At 59.1% G+C, this 17,877-nt stretch carries 14 protein-coding genes; 10 read left to right on the forward strand and 4 right to left on the reverse strand.

Annotated elements, in window-relative coordinates:
* A complete protein-coding gene (locus CLV78_RS21075) occupies window positions 1-2,061 on the reverse strand; it encodes a DEAD/DEAH box helicase (protein ID WP_106207759.1) in 2,061 nt (686 codons plus the stop codon).
* Window positions 2,054-4,771, reverse strand: a complete 2,718-nt coding sequence (locus CLV78_RS21080; RefSeq protein WP_106207761.1) for a DNA methyltransferase — start codon at window positions 4,769-4,771, stop codon at window positions 2,054-2,056. The genes CLV78_RS21075 and CLV78_RS21080 overlap by 8 nt, the downstream gene beginning before the upstream one ends.
* 268 nt (window positions 4,772-5,039) lie before the next feature.
* On the opposite strand from CLV78_RS21080, the gene CLV78_RS21085 reads away from it, so the two are divergent.
* The gene (locus CLV78_RS21085; protein WP_106207763.1) at window positions 5,040-5,957 is read left to right on the forward strand and encodes a DMT family transporter; all 918 of its coding nucleotides are present in this window, start codon (window positions 5,040-5,042) and stop codon (window positions 5,955-5,957) included.
* A 245-nt stretch (window positions 5,958-6,202) separates the two neighbouring features.
* Here the strand turns inward: CLV78_RS21085 and CLV78_RS21090 are convergent, their stop codons facing one another.
* Window positions 6,203-6,646 (reverse strand): hypothetical protein, encoded by a 444-nt coding sequence (locus CLV78_RS21090; protein ID WP_170111682.1) that lies wholly within the window; start codon window positions 6,644-6,646, stop codon window positions 6,203-6,205.
* Between the two features lie 149 nt (window positions 6,647-6,795).
* On the opposite strand from CLV78_RS21090, the gene CLV78_RS21095 reads away from it, so the two are divergent.
* The 9 genes from CLV78_RS21095 to CLV78_RS21135 all read left to right on the forward strand — a co-directional run bounded on the left by CLV78_RS21095 (window position 6,796) and on the right by CLV78_RS21135 (window position 15,967).
* On the forward strand, window positions 6,796-7,311 hold the full coding sequence (locus CLV78_RS21095) for a DUF805 domain-containing protein (protein ID WP_106207767.1): 516 nt from the start codon (window positions 6,796-6,798) through the stop codon (window positions 7,309-7,311).
* 42 nt (window positions 7,312-7,353) lie between these two features.
* Window positions 7,354-8,124: a hypothetical protein gene (locus CLV78_RS21100; protein ID WP_106207769.1), complete on the forward strand. Its 771-nt coding sequence runs from the start codon at window positions 7,354-7,356 to the stop codon at window positions 8,122-8,124.
* A complete protein-coding gene (locus CLV78_RS21105; protein ID WP_245925228.1) occupies window positions 8,124-8,645 on the forward strand; it encodes a hypothetical protein in 522 nt (173 codons plus the stop codon). Before CLV78_RS21100 ends, CLV78_RS21105 begins: the two co-directional genes overlap by 1 nt.
* A gap of 327 nt (window positions 8,646-8,972) precedes the next feature.
* Window positions 8,973-10,163, forward strand: a complete 1,191-nt coding sequence (locus CLV78_RS21110) for a hypothetical protein (RefSeq protein ID WP_106207771.1) — start codon at window positions 8,973-8,975, stop codon at window positions 10,161-10,163.
* 170 nt (window positions 10,164-10,333) lie between these two features.
* Window positions 10,334-11,071: a SpoIIAA family protein gene (locus CLV78_RS21115; RefSeq protein WP_106207773.1), complete on the forward strand. Its 738-nt coding sequence runs from the start codon at window positions 10,334-10,336 to the stop codon at window positions 11,069-11,071.
* 615 nt (window positions 11,072-11,686) lie between these two features.
* Window positions 11,687-11,905, forward strand: a complete 219-nt coding sequence (locus CLV78_RS24990) for a YtcA family lipoprotein (protein ID WP_106207775.1) — start codon at window positions 11,687-11,689, stop codon at window positions 11,903-11,905.
* Window positions 11,906-11,907: 2 nt separating this feature from the next.
* Complete coding sequence (locus tag CLV78_RS21125; RefSeq protein ID WP_106207777.1) at window positions 11,908-12,951, forward strand: HlyD family efflux transporter periplasmic adaptor subunit; 1,044 nt, start codon at window positions 11,908-11,910, stop codon at window positions 12,949-12,951.
* Window positions 12,948-14,528 carry an FUSC family protein gene (locus CLV78_RS21130; protein WP_106207779.1) on the forward strand — a complete coding sequence of 527 codons (1,581 nt, stop codon included), beginning with the start codon at window positions 12,948-12,950 and terminating at the stop codon, window positions 14,526-14,528. Before CLV78_RS21125 ends, CLV78_RS21130 begins: the two co-directional genes overlap by 4 nt.
* Window positions 14,525-15,967 carry a TolC family protein gene (locus CLV78_RS21135; RefSeq protein WP_146136746.1) on the forward strand — a complete coding sequence of 481 codons (1,443 nt, stop codon included), beginning with the start codon at window positions 14,525-14,527 and terminating at the stop codon, window positions 15,965-15,967. Before CLV78_RS21130 ends, CLV78_RS21135 begins: the two co-directional genes overlap by 4 nt.
* A 70-nt stretch (window positions 15,968-16,037) precedes the next feature.
* On the opposite strand, the gene CLV78_RS21140 is transcribed toward CLV78_RS21135, so the two are convergent.
* On the reverse strand, window positions 16,038-17,777 hold the full coding sequence (locus CLV78_RS21140; protein WP_245925225.1) for an aspartate:alanine exchanger family transporter: 1,740 nt from the start codon (window positions 17,775-17,777) through the stop codon (window positions 16,038-16,040).
* Window positions 17,778-17,877 lie beyond the last annotated feature (100 nt).

Genomic DNA, 17,877 nt, shown 5'->3' on the forward strand with positions numbered 1-17,877 from the left:
TCAGGTTCCCGACTGAGCCGCTCGCTGGCGTTCGGCCTTTTTCGTCTTGATGTATGCGTGAGCCTCCGCAAGGCGCTTCTCCAATGGATCGGCCGAATGCGGGTTGGGTTCGCGGCCTTCCTGCGCCCGAAACCGCTTGATGCGCGGCCACAGCGTCAGAGCTTCTTTTTCGGTCATCTGGATGCGCTGTGAAATCATCGCGTCCTGGATCGTCTTCAAGAGTGGCGTGTCGAAGGCACGCGAGGCGACGTCGAAACCTTCCTTAAACGGGTTCACGCTGTCGATCAGGTCGATATCCAGTTCGCGCACGTTCACGAACCGTTTCACCATGTTCATCAGCGACAGGTTTTCCGACGGCTCAGCATCGTACTCTTCGCCTTCTTCAGCAAACCCGCCATCTTGCGATGCGCGTTTTGCCATGCCGATCAGGTTCATCCGCGCTGCGAGGTCCTGACGCACAGATTCTGTTTCGTCATCGGACAGGTTTTCGTAGGTCGTCTCGATGATATCCGTCAGCACCATCTGAGTGGCGACTTCCGGGGCCACATCATCCGCGACAACGCGCCGGTCCATTGCTTGGCAAGCCTTGGCCACGAGTTCGTTCATGTCGTTTTCGACAATCGCACGGGCGCGGGCCGTAGGCGGCTCCATTAAGCCCTTGATCCCGATATGCACAGTGCCGTCTTTCATCGTTTCCACAGGCGCGCGGATATCCCCGTCTTCTCGGCGATAGAATTTGAAGTTGGGTGCCAGCACCTGCTCCATCAGCATCGCACCCGAGATTGCCTTGAGCATGTCGTTGACCGCGTCGGCGACGACTGTTGTTTCCACACCGGGCTCGGCGACCAGGTTGGTGAACTGGGCATGGGGCTTTCCAGGTGCATCACGGGTGGCCCGGCCGATGATCTGGACGATCTCCGTTAGCGAATTCCGATAGCCGATGGTCAGCGCGTGTTCGCACCACGGCCAGTCAAACCCTTCTTTGGCCATGCCGAGGGCGATGATGATATCGACCTTGGCCTTATCCGCTTCGTCGTCTCGCTTGCCATTAGGACCCTTCGTCTCTTCCTGCAACGCGGCCTTGATGCCGTCGCGCCCGTCACCGTCATCCACGAGGTCGGCGATCTTGAGAACCTTGCCGTCCGAGGCGCGTTTCACCAGGTCGAACCCGGTGTCCGGATCCCGGCCAACGTGTTCACCGATGGCGCCCATGATCAAACCGACCTCATCGTGCTTTTCTCCGAACGCTTCGGCCGAACCGCGATGCGGGATATGGATGATCGTTTTCCGGTCGGTGTCGAGCACATCGGGGATCGCCGAGATATACCGCCCCCGATAGAACGAATAAGAAATCCCCAGCGACTTCAGGTGCTCGTATCCCTCAAGCTGCTCATAGTAGCTATAGGTGATGGACTTGAACCGCGCCTCATCCTCGGGCCGCAGGACTGGCACGCTGTCTCCCCGGAAATAGGACCCGGTCATCGCCATCATGTGGGCTTTCTCGCGGGCCAGCAATTTGCGGAGGATCTCACCCAGACGGTTGTCATCCGCCGCTGCAACGTGATGGAACTCATCGACCGCGATCAGGAAATCGTCAAACGCCTCCACACCGCGTGCCTTCTCGATCGCGTCGAAGGCAAAGCGGAACGTCGCATGGGTGCAGACGATCACACGGGCGTCGCTGTCCATGAAGGCTTCGAACGCTTTCACCTTCTGAGACTTCGCCATGCCGTCTTCGCCAGACAGGCAAAGGTTCCATTGCGGCTCCACGTGCCAATCGGCCCAGAAACCGTACGAGGTCAGGTCGGTCGAGCGGAAGGAACTGCCGATAGAGGTTTCGGGCACCGCCACAACCACCTTCTTCACGCCCTGGTTTTCGAGCTTGTCGAGCGCCAGGAACATCAAGGCACGGGACTTGCCCGCCGCCGGTGGCGCCTTCAACAGCAGGAACTGTGCGGCGCGCGCCTCATAGACGCGGGCCTGCATCGGGCGCTGGCCGAGGCTGTTCGTCTTGGAGTCTGCGCCGGAATGGCCATAGGTCATACGCACAAGATCAACCATTACTCTTTACCATTCTTTTGGGGGCCTCTTCCTTCTTCAGCTTCTCGATCCGGGCAGCATAGAGCTTGAACAGCCGCTCAAGTCGTTCGGTATCGTTGCGAAACGGACGCCCGATATACATCGTCTCGAGCAGTTCGTCATTCTGGCGGTGAACCTCACGCAGGTCGTCCGGCATGTCGTCTGGGTCGTACAGCTGCGCGATGGTCTTGGGGTGGTGCATGTATCGGGTCTTGAGGATCGCGCGTGCGGACGCGTTCAGTGCTTCCAGCTGATCCTCGGTGAAACGCGGTATTGGGAAAACGTGCCAGCACAAGGTGCTACTGTAGCGGAAATCATTCTTCATACGCCCGCTGACGGTACTCACCCAACACCATTGAAGCTTAGATGCCAAGATCGCAAAACACCAATCAGGGGGGTCAAAGATGATCTGACAATCTGCCGAGGCAACAACATCACTGCCGACCAACTCAACCGGTAGATAAGGTCTGCGAGAGGAAGATGTTCGCGGCATTAAGATAGCTGATTTCTTCGGCACGCCTTTGCCCGTTATTTGACCAAACCGATGGGGCACAGCGGCTGCGTCTCGAGTTACTTGTGCATCGCTTTCGGACCTAAACTTGGCTACCGCATCTAGTCGTTTCGCCAAGGGAGGAAAGCGTCGCACATCGTCCAGTTCATTGGTCTCCGCCCACAGGCAATAACGGACCAATCCTTGAGCTACTTCCCTGGCACCCATGTAACGGCGAATAAATGGCGCGGCTTCAGGATGCTCCGAAACAAGTTGGTTTCTTTCTGTTTCCGAGAAAATCAAATTGCCTTCGTCACGCGCTATACTGCCAACATCCATTTTTGGAAGCGGGAAAATTGGCCGACCCTTCTGTGCAACCGTTACGTCGGGTGCATCGAGAAGATAGCCATTGATGTTGTTGGCATCCTTACGAAGTTCGCCATCAAAGATGATAGACTGTCCGGTTCTTGATGATGAGATGCCGACTACCACGCATGAAACCGCCGCATTCTTTGCAGCATTGTTGGACCACATGAAAGGTCGATGGGCGAAATGAATTCTGATCCCCTCACGCAAGACTTCGGGCCATAGAATATTGACCGTCACTCCTTGAGCAATCGAATTGGTCGAAACCAATGCGCCCGCTCCAGCGCGGCCGCGAATATAGTCAGCAGCCTTGATGAACCAACAGATCACCAAATCGAGGCGTTCAAAACTTTTCAGCCGGTCAGCCAACAGGAAGCGCATGTCTTCTGATTGCGCTGGCGTCCTCGAGTTGAAACCGACAAATGGCGGATTCCCCGCAATAAAGACCTCCTCATTTTCCCCCGGCGGCGGGCAAACCCCCTCCCAATCCAATCGCAGTGCATTGTCGCAAACGATGTTCCCGCCATCTCGCAGGGGTAGGGCCGGGGCCGTGTTCCCAAACATCTCGCCGAAGCGCGCATTGGCCTGATACTCGGCGATGAAAAGCGCCAGCTTAGCCGTCTCTGCCGCGAAATCCGTGATCTCGATGCCGTAGAAATTCGCCAGTCGCACGCCAGAGAACATCTGCGCCGATGCCCCGCCATCAAGCTGCGCCAGACGCTCCAGCACGCGCATCTCGCGCGCTCGAAGCTCCCGATAGGCGACAACAAGGAAGTTGCCCGATCCACAGGCCGGGTCAAATACCCGGATACCCTCGATCCGTTTCAGCACGCGCGCCTGCGCCTTTCGGCTATCGCCGGCCTTCTCGATCTGCTCATCCAGATCATCAAGAAACAGCGGCCCCAGCACCTTGAGGATATTCGGCACCGAGGTGTAGTGCATCCCCAGTTCGGACCGTTTGTCCGGATCGGCGACCGACTGGATCATGGACCCGAAGATATCCGGGTTGATCTCTTGCCAATCGAGCTGGCAGGCGTCCTGAAGGTAGCGATAGGCACCGCGGTCGAATTTGGGCACATCCAGTGTATCGGCGAAAAGCCCGCCGTTCACATAGGGAAAGGCATCGGCCCAAGCCGGCAGGTTCTGACGCTGGCCCTTTGGCAGGTTCATCGCGGCGAAGGCCGACGCGATGCAGGACTGCGCTTCTTCCCCTTTGTCGCCAGCATGGGTGAAGATGAGACGCGAAAACAGGTTGTTATCAAAGATACCCACGTCTTCCGCAAACATGCAGAAGATCAACCGCGTCATCAGCTGGTTCAGGTCATGCCGCCGTTCCGGTGTCTTCCAGTCCGGGTTTTTCTTGAGAAGCGCATCATAGAGCTTGGCCAGTCGCCCCGCCGCCTTGACGTCGACCTCGTTCTCCTCCGCCGCCTTGTAGCGCGACATGCCAGCCGCTGGCAGGAAGAACCCGAAGTGATGATGCAGGTCGGCGAACTTGATATGCAAGCTGTCGCCCGATGCGACATGTTCGGCGGACAGGTCAACGCCGTCGGTTGCCAGAAGGATCGCCGGTTTGTGGGTAGTGGTCTTCTTGTCCGACCGGATCATCGACAGGCCCTGGTCCACCGCTCCCGGTTCGGTCACCATGGCATAGAACTTGCGGTTCATCAGGACCGCGCCGGGCACCTTCGATTTGTTGATCGTCCCACTGCGTAGCTTTGAAACCGTGGCTTGCGGACTTCCCATGGCGGCGGCGAACGCAAACGGGAACTCGCCGCCGTCGAACGGGCGAGCGGCGATTTCTTCCAAGGCGTCTGCGATTTCTGTCGGGTTCATTTAGGGTCCGTCGGTAAACTCATACGAATGCTACAGAAATTTTGGGGCGATGACGATAGCGACCGACGCCTTTGACAGCCCAATTCGGCTATCGCCAATGAAAAAACGTGCGTTGATACTACGCAGCCATTTGAGCCAATCGGAAATCACTGGCGATTTTGGTCCAGTGCAACATTGTGCGGCAACCATCGACAATGTCGCAAATGAATGATCGGCACCCCGGCCCTGAGGCTAAGCTGAAGAAAGTGACATCTTTAATCGGCCGGACATGACATCAATCACCACAGCCCCTTCAACTGCCGATGCCCACAAGTACGGTGTGCTCTTCGTTTTTGCGGCGGGTGTGCTGTGGTCGACGGTCGGCCTCGGTATTCGCCTGATCGAAGACGCCGTCGTGTGGCAGATACTGCTCTACCGGTCGATCAGCCTGTCGCTGTTTCTCTACGTGCTTATCCGCGTGCGGTCTGGCGAAAGCCCATTTGTTCAGATCCGCCGCATAGGCTTTCCGGCTATCGTGGCGGGCCTGTCGCTGGTTGCAGCCTATTCCGGCGGCATCTATGCGATCCAGAACACTTCGGTCGCAAATGCCATGCTTCTGTTTGCAACCGCACCATTTATGGCAGCAGTGCTTGGAAAGATCGTGTTGCGGGAGCCCGTCCGCGTGGCAACCTGGATAGCGATCGCCGTCGCTATCGGCGGGATCGGGATCATGGTCGCGGACAAGTCCGGAGGCGTCGCCCTAAAGGGCAGCCTCGCCGCGCTTGGATCAGCCTTCGGTTTTGCTGTCTTCACCGTGGCGCTGCGATGGGGGCGCACAGGAGAAATGCTGCCAGCGGTGTTCCTGTCTGGCCTCTTCGCGATCGTCATTACTTCGGCCATATGCTTGGGCCTCGGGCTCTCCTTCGTGCTGAGCCCCAGTGATGGCGGCATTGCAATGGGCATGGGGATATTCCAGGTCGGCGCAGGGCTGATCCTCTACACACTGGGCTCGCGCAGCCTCCCCGCGGCAGAACTCGCCCTGTTGTCCTTAGCCGAAGTGCTACTCGGACCACTCTGGGTCTGGCTGTTTCTGGGGGAAACCGCGACTGCGAACACTCTGATCGGAGGTGCTGTTCTGCTCGCGGCCATTGTGGGCAATGCGCTTTCGGGCAAGCGAAGGAAACCACCGCCAATCACGGCTCCTTAGAACCGCAACCGGCCCTGAGCCGCCGTTGCTCGCCCTGAACTCAGCCGTATAGCGGGTGCCTCATAGCGGTCATGCGTAGATCACTCAGCATGATCGTTCGTCTCATTTCTGTACCGCTTGCAACGCGCCTGACTACAGGAAAAGCAGTTTTCATTCGAAAGTACGATGAATCCGTCGACACGCGTTCCCTACCGCTCGAGTAACTCCGTGCCAATGCCAGTTGGCACGCGGACGCAAACTAAGGCTCAAAGGTCGTTCAGCCCGAGGTCTTGGGCGAGAGACTCGGCCTCGTCCATGTCCACTGCAATGACGAAGCGGTCACCCTTAATGCCTTCAGCGATATTGACGGAGCGTACCAGTCTTCCATTGACCCGGATGTCGAGTGTGCCGCCAACAGATGCCTTGGTGAATGCCGTCAGGGCCGCAGCAGCGCCTGGGGCCAATCTCAACTCGACAAGAGCCCGATCATCCAAATCAGCGCGCATTTCGCCACCGACAACTTCCTGCGCCGTTATCACAATCGGTCCAAGCTGAAGCGGCGGCGTTGCCCTTTCGACGACGCAAATTGGATGGTCGCCGGGGTTCCGACCACCGCCCAGATCAAAGCACCGGTCAAGATAGGTGGCTTTTTGGATCTCGGAACCAGCCCAGAACACCGCGCCAACCGCAACGAGTACGGTGCCGATCACTGCAATTCGCTTTGAGGGCATCGGCTTGCTCCGTCTGCGTAGCCGCGTCAGGCGACGGCAAGACCCGTGTCTGGCGGCTTGACCTGTAACATAAAAACCTATGCCATGACGGAATGTCATAAGCAAAAACACAGATTGGGAAGTTTGAAATGGGGTTTGCGCAATCGATAAAGGTCTGCCTCTCGAAATACGTCGTCTTTTCAGGGCGGGCGACACGTTCGGAATACTGGTGGTTCGTGCTTTTCGTCATCTTGTGCAACATCGTTTTTTCGATCCTCGACAGGGCGGTTTTCGGCACTAACCCCGAAACCGGCGAAGGCACGAGTGTCTTTAACCCCCTATTTCAACTCGCGGTTTTCTTGCCGATGCTTGCTGCTGGATGGCGCCGACTGCACGACACCGGACGCCCGGGGTGGTACCTTCTACTACCAATGGCGTTGGGGTTTGCGACCATGATTGCGCTTCTGAGCGGTGTTGCGGTCTTCTCCGTACTAGAGGGCGGCGTAGACGATCCGGAGGTTCTGCGCGGCCCAGCAGCGTTTCTTGGTGTAACCGGGATGATCGTAGTCTGGGTGCTGCAATTGGTTCTGACGGTCATGATGATCTGGTGGCTGACCCGGCCGTCCGAGGAAGGGGCCAACGCCTACGGACCACCGGCAGCGTGACTGACTTGTCAGATTGGCTTTTGAGATTTGAAGGGAAACCGAATGAAACGAAAGATATTCTTGGGCCTTGCGGTGGCCTGCGCCGTCGCCTCGCCAGTCCTTGCAGAATGGACTTTCGTTGCCGGACCGACGGCAAATGCGTTCATCCAATCCAGTGATTCCACGCTGGAACTCCAATGCGACCGCATTCGCTTTGCGCCCGCGGGCCACGAGGACAGCGAGGACTTAGTGGCCAAGCAGGGACTGTCGATCCGTTTCATGCAGGACGGAACGACCGAAGTTGGTGCTTTCCAGGTCGGGCAGAACAACGCCAGCGTTCAGATCGTTGACAACTACCCGGTCGAGATCTCGTTCAACAACGCGGAGGACTACGGTTTCGTTCTGGATCAGTTGGCGGCAAATGCCTCGGTCAACCTTTCTATGGTCGATCAGGACATCACCTATGGAATCTTCGACCTCGCGGGGTCCAGTGCAGCCATCAAGTCACTCCGATCTGCGTGTGGCGGAGCGGCACAGGAGACGGCGAGCACCGAGGCTCCGGAGGGTGCGGTCTATTGTGGTGGCGGTGCCGTGAAACGCCAGATTGAATACGTGATCCTCGACACCCCGGATGGCGAATGGGATGCAGTGCTGACGGTGAACGGCGAGGTGACGCGTGCCATGACGGCCTACAGTTTCTTTGGCAATGCGGCAGCACCGAAGGGGTTCGTCGTCGCGCTCCTTGGCGAGGATCGATCGGAAACGCTTGTGTTCAGCAATGGTGCCAAGGACTGGCTGGAATACGGGGACTACCAGTATGAGAAGTGCAACTGATGCCCTGGCATGACGTGAAGCCACAATGCAGGGGAGCCAAAGCCTTGAGGTTTCTCGGGGTTTGGGCCGCATTCTGGCTTGCTTTGATCACACCGGCATCGTCCGCTGATGATTCCGACCTCCCCGCCCCACTGCAGGAAAAAGTCGAGGCCGCCCAGCAGGCTTGCGCCGAGTTCGACAATGGCGCCTTCTATCTCGAATGGGAGGCCGTTGACCGGGTCGATCTGGATGGCGACCTGTACCCCGACTGGGTGCTGAACGAGCGCGGCTTCTCCTGCTCAACGGCGGCTTCTCTTTACTGTGGTACGGGGGGATGCATGTCTCATTTCCTCGTGGAAGATGTCCTTAGTTCCCTGTTGAACCAGGGTTGGGGCTTGGCGGATCTCGGGCCGAACAAGGTTCTTCTGGCGGATGTTCACGGCTCGCAATGCGGCGGTATCAACCCGACGCCATGTATGACTGCCAGCACATGGGACAGCGACGAGAAGCAATGGCGAACGACTGCCGCTGAGTGGGAGTGACCCGCGTGGGAAGACCGATCGACCGCTCTGAATCGTTTTGCACCAGCCCGCGCTATGGCCAATGGAGTAAACGCACGCGAGAAAGCTGGCGCTCATCTCACTCGTATTGCTGGGCCTGGGCCTTGCGTTATGGGCAGGATATGCGGTTCTTCACCCGCCGATATCTGACGATCTGCAGGGTCCGTGGGTTCGGAAAAAATCAACGCGACGTTCTAGTGAAAGTGGTTAGGACGAGTTGGGCGTCGATCTCATATTTGTTGCTTTCCAAAAAAAGTCTTCCACGGCATGCTGTGCGTCTACAGGCATTCTAAAACCTAGAATTCTCCGATGCTGAACATTCTGATCTTGAGTTCTGTTGTCCTCGTTGCGTCGCTACTGATCTGGCCGAGGGTTGCGAATGCGAGGCTTTGGCGGGCCACTGTTACGCCGCTGGCCTCGATCATCGGGAGCGGGTTCCTCGTTCTCGGACCCATCCTCGATGTGAGTTTCGGTGCCTATGCGCCCCTCGCCATGTTGGGTCTTTGCATCGTGGCGTGGGGGTTCGGTGACGCGATCCGTTTCAACATCTTGGACCTCGATCGTCGGCCGGACAGAGGTCGACCGGTCGCGCAGTTGGAGGCGCTGGCTTCAGCGAGCCTTGCTTTCGCTTTCTTTGTTTCCGTGGCTTACTACCTAAACCTTTTTGGGGCATTTGGTGTCAGCCTGACCAGCGTCGATGACAGCTATCATGCCCGATTGCTGACAACCTCGATGTTTGTCCTGATCCTTGTCGTGGGCTGGACGCGTGGGTTTTCTGCGCTTGAGCGGATGGAACAGGTTACGGTTGGCCTGAAACTGTCCATTATTGCCGGTCTCATCGTCGGGCTTGCTATCTTCTTTGGTAACAAGGCCGGTGAGGGAACGCTGCAGTTCAAACAGGCTTCAGTCACCGGAATCAAAGCGGTTCTCCTGCTCGCAGGTTTGATCGTTACAGTGCAGGGCTTCGAGACTTCGCGATATCTAGGCACGACGTACGACGCTGCGACACGGGTTCGTTCAATGCGGTGGGCCCAGATCATCGCAAGTCTGATCTACCTGGTCTATATCGGGTTGCTCAGCTACTCGATCGACGCAGGTGGGATAACACTCAACGAAACGGCGATCATCGACCTGATGTCTGTCGTCGCTCCAATTCTACCGTTGCTGCTTGTGGCAGCCGCGCTGAGCGCGCAGTTCAGTGCCGCGGTGGCAGATACAAGTGGATCTGGTGGGTTGATCTCCGAGATCTCACGAGGTCGTGTCCCCGAGAAGCTAGGATATGCCCTCTTGGTATCGGTTGGGCTCCTGCTGACCTGGAGTTTGGATATTTTCCAGATCATCTCGTATGCGTCCAGGGCCTTTGCTCTGTACTACGCAATCCAGGCAGGCATTGCTGCGCATGCTGCATTTTCGACAGAACGTCCGTTGAGAGGGGCTATATACCTTGTTTTATGTGCTCTTGCCTTGGCCATCACAGGGTTCGGGACGTCAGTTGAGTGAAGACAGTCCCATAACAGCGTCTTGTCGAGCGTAGCGTCCGCTTGTTGTCTTTGCCGGTTGCTGCGCTATCGTTTGGCCGCCAGCGCGCAAGAAAAATGGTGCGCCGATGAAGCGGTGATTATCCTTTGAGATTCCGGGCCTAAGGCACAGAGCAAACATGGAGAGACATTATGAGCATTGAGATTGATTCGGTTTCGAACGTCGCCACCGTTACGCCTGACAAACGCCTGACCGAAGCGGATATCAAAGAGCTTAAGCAAAGAATCGACGATTACATCAATGAACAGGATAAGGTACCTAACCTTGTCGTGCAGGCCAATGAAGCGCCCATCTGGGAAGATGTGGCTGCGATGTCGTCGCATATCGCGTTCGTCAAACAGCACCACCAGCTGGTGAAGAAGGTCGCGATTGTCAGCGATAGTGCCTTCATTTCGATGGCTCGCCCGCTCGTGGATGTGTTTACCGCGGCAAAGGTCAGGCATTTCGGGACCGATGCGTTGGATGATGCAGCGAACTGGGCCGCGATGGAAGATGATCATCCCGGAGAGGTCATTCTCCTCGACGGCTTTCCGCGGGATGTTCTCGCCGTCCGAATGGCTGGAATCATCACGTCTCGCGACTACTCCGAGACCTTTGTGCCGGCGATCAACGCGGCAAAGAAGGAGCATGGCAAGGTCAAGCTGTTCTGTGTCCTCGACCAGTATTTTGATGGTTACTCCGCCGGGGCCGCATGGGATGACATGCGACTGGGTTTCACCGATTTCTCGACCTTTTCGAAGGTGGCGATCGTCACCGATGTTGAGTGGATCAGAAAGGGGGCGAAGTTCTTCGGCGGTTTGTCGCCCGCGGAGGTGATGGTTTTCAATCTCGACGACATGGACGCCGCCACCTCCTGGATCAAGACTTGATCTGCGCCCTTTGTGGACTGACTGAACGCACGCGGCACCACCTCGACCCGATAGCGCCGGTGCGAACTAACGGACCGGTTAACTCTGCCGGGACAAGCTCGGATCCGTAGGGCAAGACAGCCGGGACCAGCCCAAGGCCAAACTATCCCGATTGCCGATATGGCCAGAGCGATCTTCGTGACCAGTTGATCCGTTGGCGCCTGCTATCGTTGGCGCGACGGATCAGTGCTAAACTCCTTGGAAGAAAGCAGCGCCGGTGCCGCGAGGTTCGCTCGGTATATCGCCACGATGCCGCGCGATGTCGTCACGGGACGATCGGTTGGAAACCTTTTCATTCAGACCTCGATTGCACTGCCGCTGGTGCCGTACGAAACAACTCGACCCAATCATGTAGCCTTACCGCGATCGTGAGGACAACGGCTCGAGGTTCGTTCGCATCTTTGGCATTCCATGACATTTCTGCGCCAACTCCTTCCCGACACGTCTGATTTCCGGAACCATTCGAGCACCGGTCTTGCTTGCTCTTTTCGGATTTTGATTTGACCGGCACCCGACCCTGATATTTCATTGGGAGGATTGCGAGCAGATAGCGGACATTGGAGGCCGTGTAGCGAGATGCTGGTCCAACTGCCCGACACCATAGTGATCTTTGGGTCCTACTTTCCGGCATGGATTTTCTGCCTCATCGCCGGGGGAATCCTTCCGGTGGCCGGCCATGTTGCGCTGCACCGATCCGGCATTATTGCCGCGGTGCCATTCCTGCCCGTTTTCTATGTTCTGCTCTGGCTCTGCGGCAGTCTTGCCCTGTGGCTTGCATTCTTTGGTCGAGGGTAGCCTTGCTTGAACCTGACATCACCAAGGGCCAACGATGGGCAGGGCGCGCGATCTTCGCAGTTGCTGCCGGAGTGTCGCTGGTCCTGACCGTCATCGTGCTGATGCAGGTCGACCGCCGTCCCGGCACCAATGATGCCTCGGTCGGCGCGGAAGTGATCCATGTCACCGCCGGGGTTCCCGGAAAGATCCGGGATCTTGCCGTCGCCGAGAATGACGCGGTCGAAGCGGGGGCCCCGCTGTTCGCTCTAGAGGACACCGCCTACAGGCTGCAGCGCGATCAGGCAGCGGCGCAGATCGAGGCAGCTCGTGCAGCGCTTGCCGATGCCGAACGCACGGCCCGCGCCACGGCACAGAATGCAGGTTCAGCGGCGGACGAGATTAACCGGGCAGAACAGAATCTTGCTCTTGCCGAGGCCACAGTCGCCCGGCTCGAACCCCTCGCCGCAGATGGGATCGCTTCGAAGCAATCTTTGGACGAGGCGCGAACTGCTGCTGCGGATGCCCGGGTTTCTTTAGATGTCGCGCGAAAATCCGCCACGGCGGCGGAAGAGCTTGTCACCAATACCGATGCAATTGCCGCCGAGCTTCGCGCAGCCGAGGCGCTTCTGGCCTCGGCGGAACACACGCTTGCACAAACCAAGGTCGTTGCGCCCGTTGCGGGCTTTGTGACCGGCCTGCAGGCCGGAGTAGGAACCTGGGTGCTGCCGGAACAGCCCGCCCTTGCGTTGATCGATCGGGACAGCTGGCATATCGAGGCTTTTTTCCGCGAAACTGACATTGCGGCGATTGAGCCCGGCATGGCGGCGCGCGTTCGGGTGCTATCCCATTCCGGAACGGTCTTGACCGGCAGGGTGGACTCCGTCGGACGCGGTGTTCAGACCACCGACTCGCTTGAGTTGCAGGGAGTTCTTCCCATTGTCCCCCGCTCCACAGACTGGGTGCGCCTCGCGCGCCGGTTCCCTGTCCGGATCACACTCGATCCGCCTTTGCCATCATTCCTGCGTCTCGGCGCCTCGGCCAGCGTCACGATTGGCGACAGGGAATGACGTCCGGCGACCGAATGCGGCGCGCCGTGCTCATCGCGCTAGGATGCGGCCTGGTCGTTGTCGTCTCCAAATCACTGAGCCTTCCCGAAACTGCCCTGTCGGCATATCTCGTTCTCTTCGCGGCGCGCTCAGAAGCCGTTGAGACCATGGCCGTCGCTTTCGGACTGACCCTTGCGGCCCTTGCGGCGATCCTGCTGGCGATTATGCTTGTCATGGCGACAGCGGGATCACCGATCCTTCGCGTCATCGCGATGTTCTCGGTTGCTTTCGGGGCGATGTATCTCGCCCGCAGCACGCCGGCCGGTATCGTTGCCGCGACCATCGGCATGGCGATATTCGAAGTGCTTAGCGTACTCGACTATCTCGCCTATCCCGACCTGCTGCTGCGGGGATTGTTCTGGCTGATGACCGTTGTTCTTGTGCCGATGGCTGTGCTGTTCGTCGGCGCCGCGCTGTTCGGGCGCAGCGCCCGGAGGCTTCTCTCGCAGGCCTATGAGCGGAGGCTCGCGGCGATCGGTCAAGCCATGGTCATACGCGACGGAGCCGCGTTTTCCGACTGCCAGCGGCTCCTATTGTCCGATGCCGCTGAGGTGACCCGGCTGCGGGAGGTTGCCGGCCGGACCGGGCAACTTGACGCGCGCGCTGCTGCGCGGTCCCGGACGGTCGAAGCCGCCTCGGCCCGGCTTCTGGCGGATTGCGCAGCAGGGAACCCGCCGCCGAACACCGACGCGAACCGCGCCGCGCTGGCGTTGGAAACCAACCTGGGGGAAGCGGACCCACGCCTTGCCGCGTTAGCCGGGCAATTGACGGATGGGGAGGAGCGTGCGGCCCCGATGGAGGCCGACAGGACCGACGCTGTGCGTTTTGCCATCAAGGCCACGCTCTCGATTGCCATATGCTATGCGATCTTCCTCGTGCTCGGCTGGCCGGCAATCCACACGATCACGATCACCGCTTTCCTCATCAGCCTCGGGTCTGCTGGCGAAACCCTGCACAAGGCGGCCTTGCGCATTTCCGGCTGCCTGCTCGGAGCGGTGATCGCCAACCTGTGCCTGTTGCTGATCGTCCCTAACCTGCAAGGGATTGGCGGGCTCGCGGTGTTGACCTTCATGGTAACGCTCCCTGCCGCCTGGCTGGCCTGCGGCCCGGAGCGCACCGCTTACGCCGGCTTGCAGGTTGCGCTGGTTTTTTTCCTTGTGGTTCTGAACTCGCCCGGGCCGGATGTCGATTTTGCAATTGCCTGGGGTCGGATCGTCGGAATCCTGCTTGGCAACCTGGTGGTGGCCGTGGTCTTTCTGTCCCTTTGGCCGAGCTCGATCAGTAACACGGTCGCTCGTTCTCTCGACCGGGCAGCAGAGGCGATAGATGCGGCCTCGCAAGCCAAGACCGCCGGTCAATCCGGAGTGGCAGTGAATGCCGCCGCAGCAGCGATCGCAGCGGCTCGCGATACCCTGTTCACGCTACGCTTCGAGCCAAATTCGCGCAGCGCGTTCTCCGTGCTGGCATCGCGCGCAGACATGCTTCAACATTCCCTCCTGAACGGAAACCGCTCCGAGAGTGTGAGGAAGAACCATTGAACTGCCTCAAATGCGTTGCGATGGGTCTGGCCCTGCTCGTGATTGCCGCGTGTGGCGACACGTCAGCGGAGCGGGATATCGGGCGCGCGGACCGACAGATTCCGGACGATCCGGCTCAAACTTCCGCCGACACCGCTCGGCTGGCAGAGCTTGCAGCGTCCGCTCCTGACGCACCGCGATTTGAAGCGGGTCGGAGCTATGACCTGCCTGCCCTGATTGATCTGGCCCAGTCCCGCAATCCGGCAACACGCGAAGCGTGGCTGGCGGCGCGAGAGGCCGGGCGGCAGTCCGGGATCGTCGGAAGCGCGCTGCTGCCAGTGATTACGGCGGCAGCGGTGGCAGGGCGTCAGTCGACCAACACCAGCCTTCCCTTACCGCTGATTGGAGATGTGCCGGGGTCTGTTGAAACCAGCGGCGAGGCCGTCGCGCTGACGGCCACATGGCTGCTCTATGATTTCGGGGAAAACGCTGCCAGGCAACGGGCCGCGACCAGCTTGTCGCGTGTGTCCGAGATCGCCTTTAACACCGTCCATCGACAGCTGATTTTCGACGTCAGCGCGGCTTATCACTCCCGGCTAGCAGCGCTGAAAAAGGTCGCAGCTTCGAGAGAGGCACGAACCCGTTCGGCCGATCTGGTCCGGGCCGCGGAGCGGCGTTTTGAGCAGGGAAGCGGCACCACCGTCGAGGTTGCTCAAGCCCGCCAACTGGATGCCCAGACACGCCTCGTCGAAGAGGCTGCAAACGGCGAGGCGCGTGCTGCGGCGGTGAACCTGGCCGCTTTGATCAACGTGCCACCATCGACAGGAATCCGCCTGAAACCTCCCGGCGCCGGCCTGCCCTCCGCGACCGACAAGACGCTGGAGCGGGTACTTGATCAGGCCTTCGCCCGTCGGAGCGATGTTCGTGCGGCTCTCGCTCAGGTTGACGCCGCGCAAGCCAGCCTTGATGCGACAGTGGCGTCCTATCGGCCCAAAGTGTTCAGCGGCGGATATACCTCCGCCGGGGACGGCCGGGTCGACTTGAATGGCCTTGCACCAATCGGTTTGAACACTGCCGGGTCAAGCGGCCTGTTTATTGGCGTGTCGGTCCCGATCGTTGATGGCGGCCTGCGAGAGAAGCGCCTTGCCGCTGCGCGCGACCGACTGGAACGCAGCCGGGCTGGAGTCGAGGTGGCACGACTGTCTGCCACCCGTGAGATTGCGCTTTCCTACGAGACCCTGAGAACTGCCCTCGCCCTCTATCCGGCGACCCGCGCGCTGACCGATGCAGCACGTACGACCGCAGACGCAGCCAAGGAAGCCTATTCCGGCGGCATCGGTACAATCTCCGATGCCGGTGTGGCGGAACTGGGCTTGTATGCTGCGAAGGAGGCTCTTGCCGATGCAGAGCGCGACGCAAGAGTGGCTGCGGCGGCTCTTGCGCTGGCGACAGGAAACTGAACGCCGCTCTCTCGCAAATCGCGCTCCGGCGCGACACAAAGGCCGAAGGCTCATTCTGGACAGACTGACTTCACGACAGGATCATCGAGAAGTATCCGCCTATCAAAGCGAGGACGGTGGTGATCGCGTAGGTGACCGGGTATGCGACGGCCGCGATAGAGCTTCGAGACTGATCAACGATCGCGTTGAGTCCGGGCGTGCTGTTGCGAGCCCCTGTGGCCGCACCGTCCGCAATGACGGCGTTCAACCCAAACATCCTGATACCGACCCAAAACGCTATCAGAGGTGGGAGCAAGGCGGCGGTGATACCTATCAGGGCAAGCCATAGTGCCGTGTCTCCAGCCAGCGCAGTCACCACCTTTGGGCCTACATTCGCCGATAGCACTGCGACGAAGGCATTGAGCCCGAAATCCTGAAGGAAGTTCCGAGCGCCTTCGTGAACCGGCCCGCCGAAAGACGGGTTTCGGCTACGCATGTAGCTGACAAAGATGCCCATGAGGATGCAACCAGCCGAAGTTCCCAAGGCAATCGGAATCCCACCGATATGCATCGTCAACGTGCCCACGACGTAGCCAATGAACATGGCGAGGGCGAGATAGAAGATCTCCGATTTCATCGTCGGCAGGACTGGTTGCCCGCCAAGGCCCTGGGCAACCTTCTGGATGCTGGCATTCGTGCCGGTCAACCGGACGGTGTCGCCAAAACGGATTTCGCTGTCAGGGCCAAGGGGCAACTCGTGGCCGCCCCGAAACAGAGCTTCGACAACAACACCTCCGTTTATCGCCGCAGTCAGTTCACCGACGGTCCGACCGGACGTCGAGTGCGAGCCGACATGGATATCCGCGACAACCAACGGCACCCGGCGAGCCTCAGGTGTGTCCACCTCCGGACCAATCACCGTTCCCTCCGTGAAGATCAGGTCATGGACATCGGCACGAACTGTTACGATGTCGCCCTCTGTCAGTATCGGGTCCGAGGTGACATCGACGGGCTTCTCATTCCGTAACAGGTGTACGATGGGCATGGACGGATAAGCCGTTTCGATTTCGCTTACACACCTGCCCACCAACTCGTGGTGGGTCAGGCGGAACGCGCGAACATCGTAAGGTGAAAAGCCGAACGTCAGAGCATCCGGCGACCCCGGCGCTGGATGAATGTCTCCTCCGCTGAATTCCCGTTCGGCGCTTTGGGCGTCTGCCACCGGATCATGGCCGAAAATCTGGGGGAGGTACCGTATCAACAGGATTATGCCGACACTCGAAAGCACGTAGCTGATCGCATAAGCGCCGGCCATGTTGGCGCCGATCTGTTCCGGGCTGATACCGGGAGGTGGCACGTAGGCGCCGCTATCGATGGCGTTTTGTCCAACCCCAAGAATGGCCGTAATTGTGTAACTGCCAGAAATAAGGCCCGTGGCGTAACCTGGCTCCAGCCCAGCCAGCCACGCACCGGCCATGCAGATGATCCAGTTCAGGGACCAGACGATGATTCCGATAGCAACAAAGGCAAGCCCTCCACTGCGCAACCCGGCAAAGAACTGCGGCCCTACGCGCAAGCCCAAAGCGTACATGAACAGTAGCAGAAAGAAGGACGACAGCACTCCCGGAATGGAATACGTGATGCCGAAGGCCGATTGAGCAATTACGGAGACAACAATCCCCGACAGGAGTGTTCCGGCTGTCGTACCAAGGGAAACACCGCGAAGGCTAAGCCGCCCGATTAATGAGCCTAGCGCCATCGCCAGCAGGATAAAGGCAATCGGCTGATTGCCAAGGTATTGAAACACCCCATGCAACCCTGCCTCCGTCACGGGCTCTATCCGGTCGAAAACCTGTCCGACCACCTTCCCGGCGCCACCGACGGTCTCCGCATCTTGCGCCATCGCGAGTGCCGGCACCAAAGCCAGAGCG

The organism is Aliiruegeria haliotis, from assembly GCF_003003255.1.
GTDB classification, from domain to species: Bacteria; Pseudomonadota; Alphaproteobacteria; order Rhodobacterales; family Rhodobacteraceae; genus Tropicimonas; species Tropicimonas haliotis.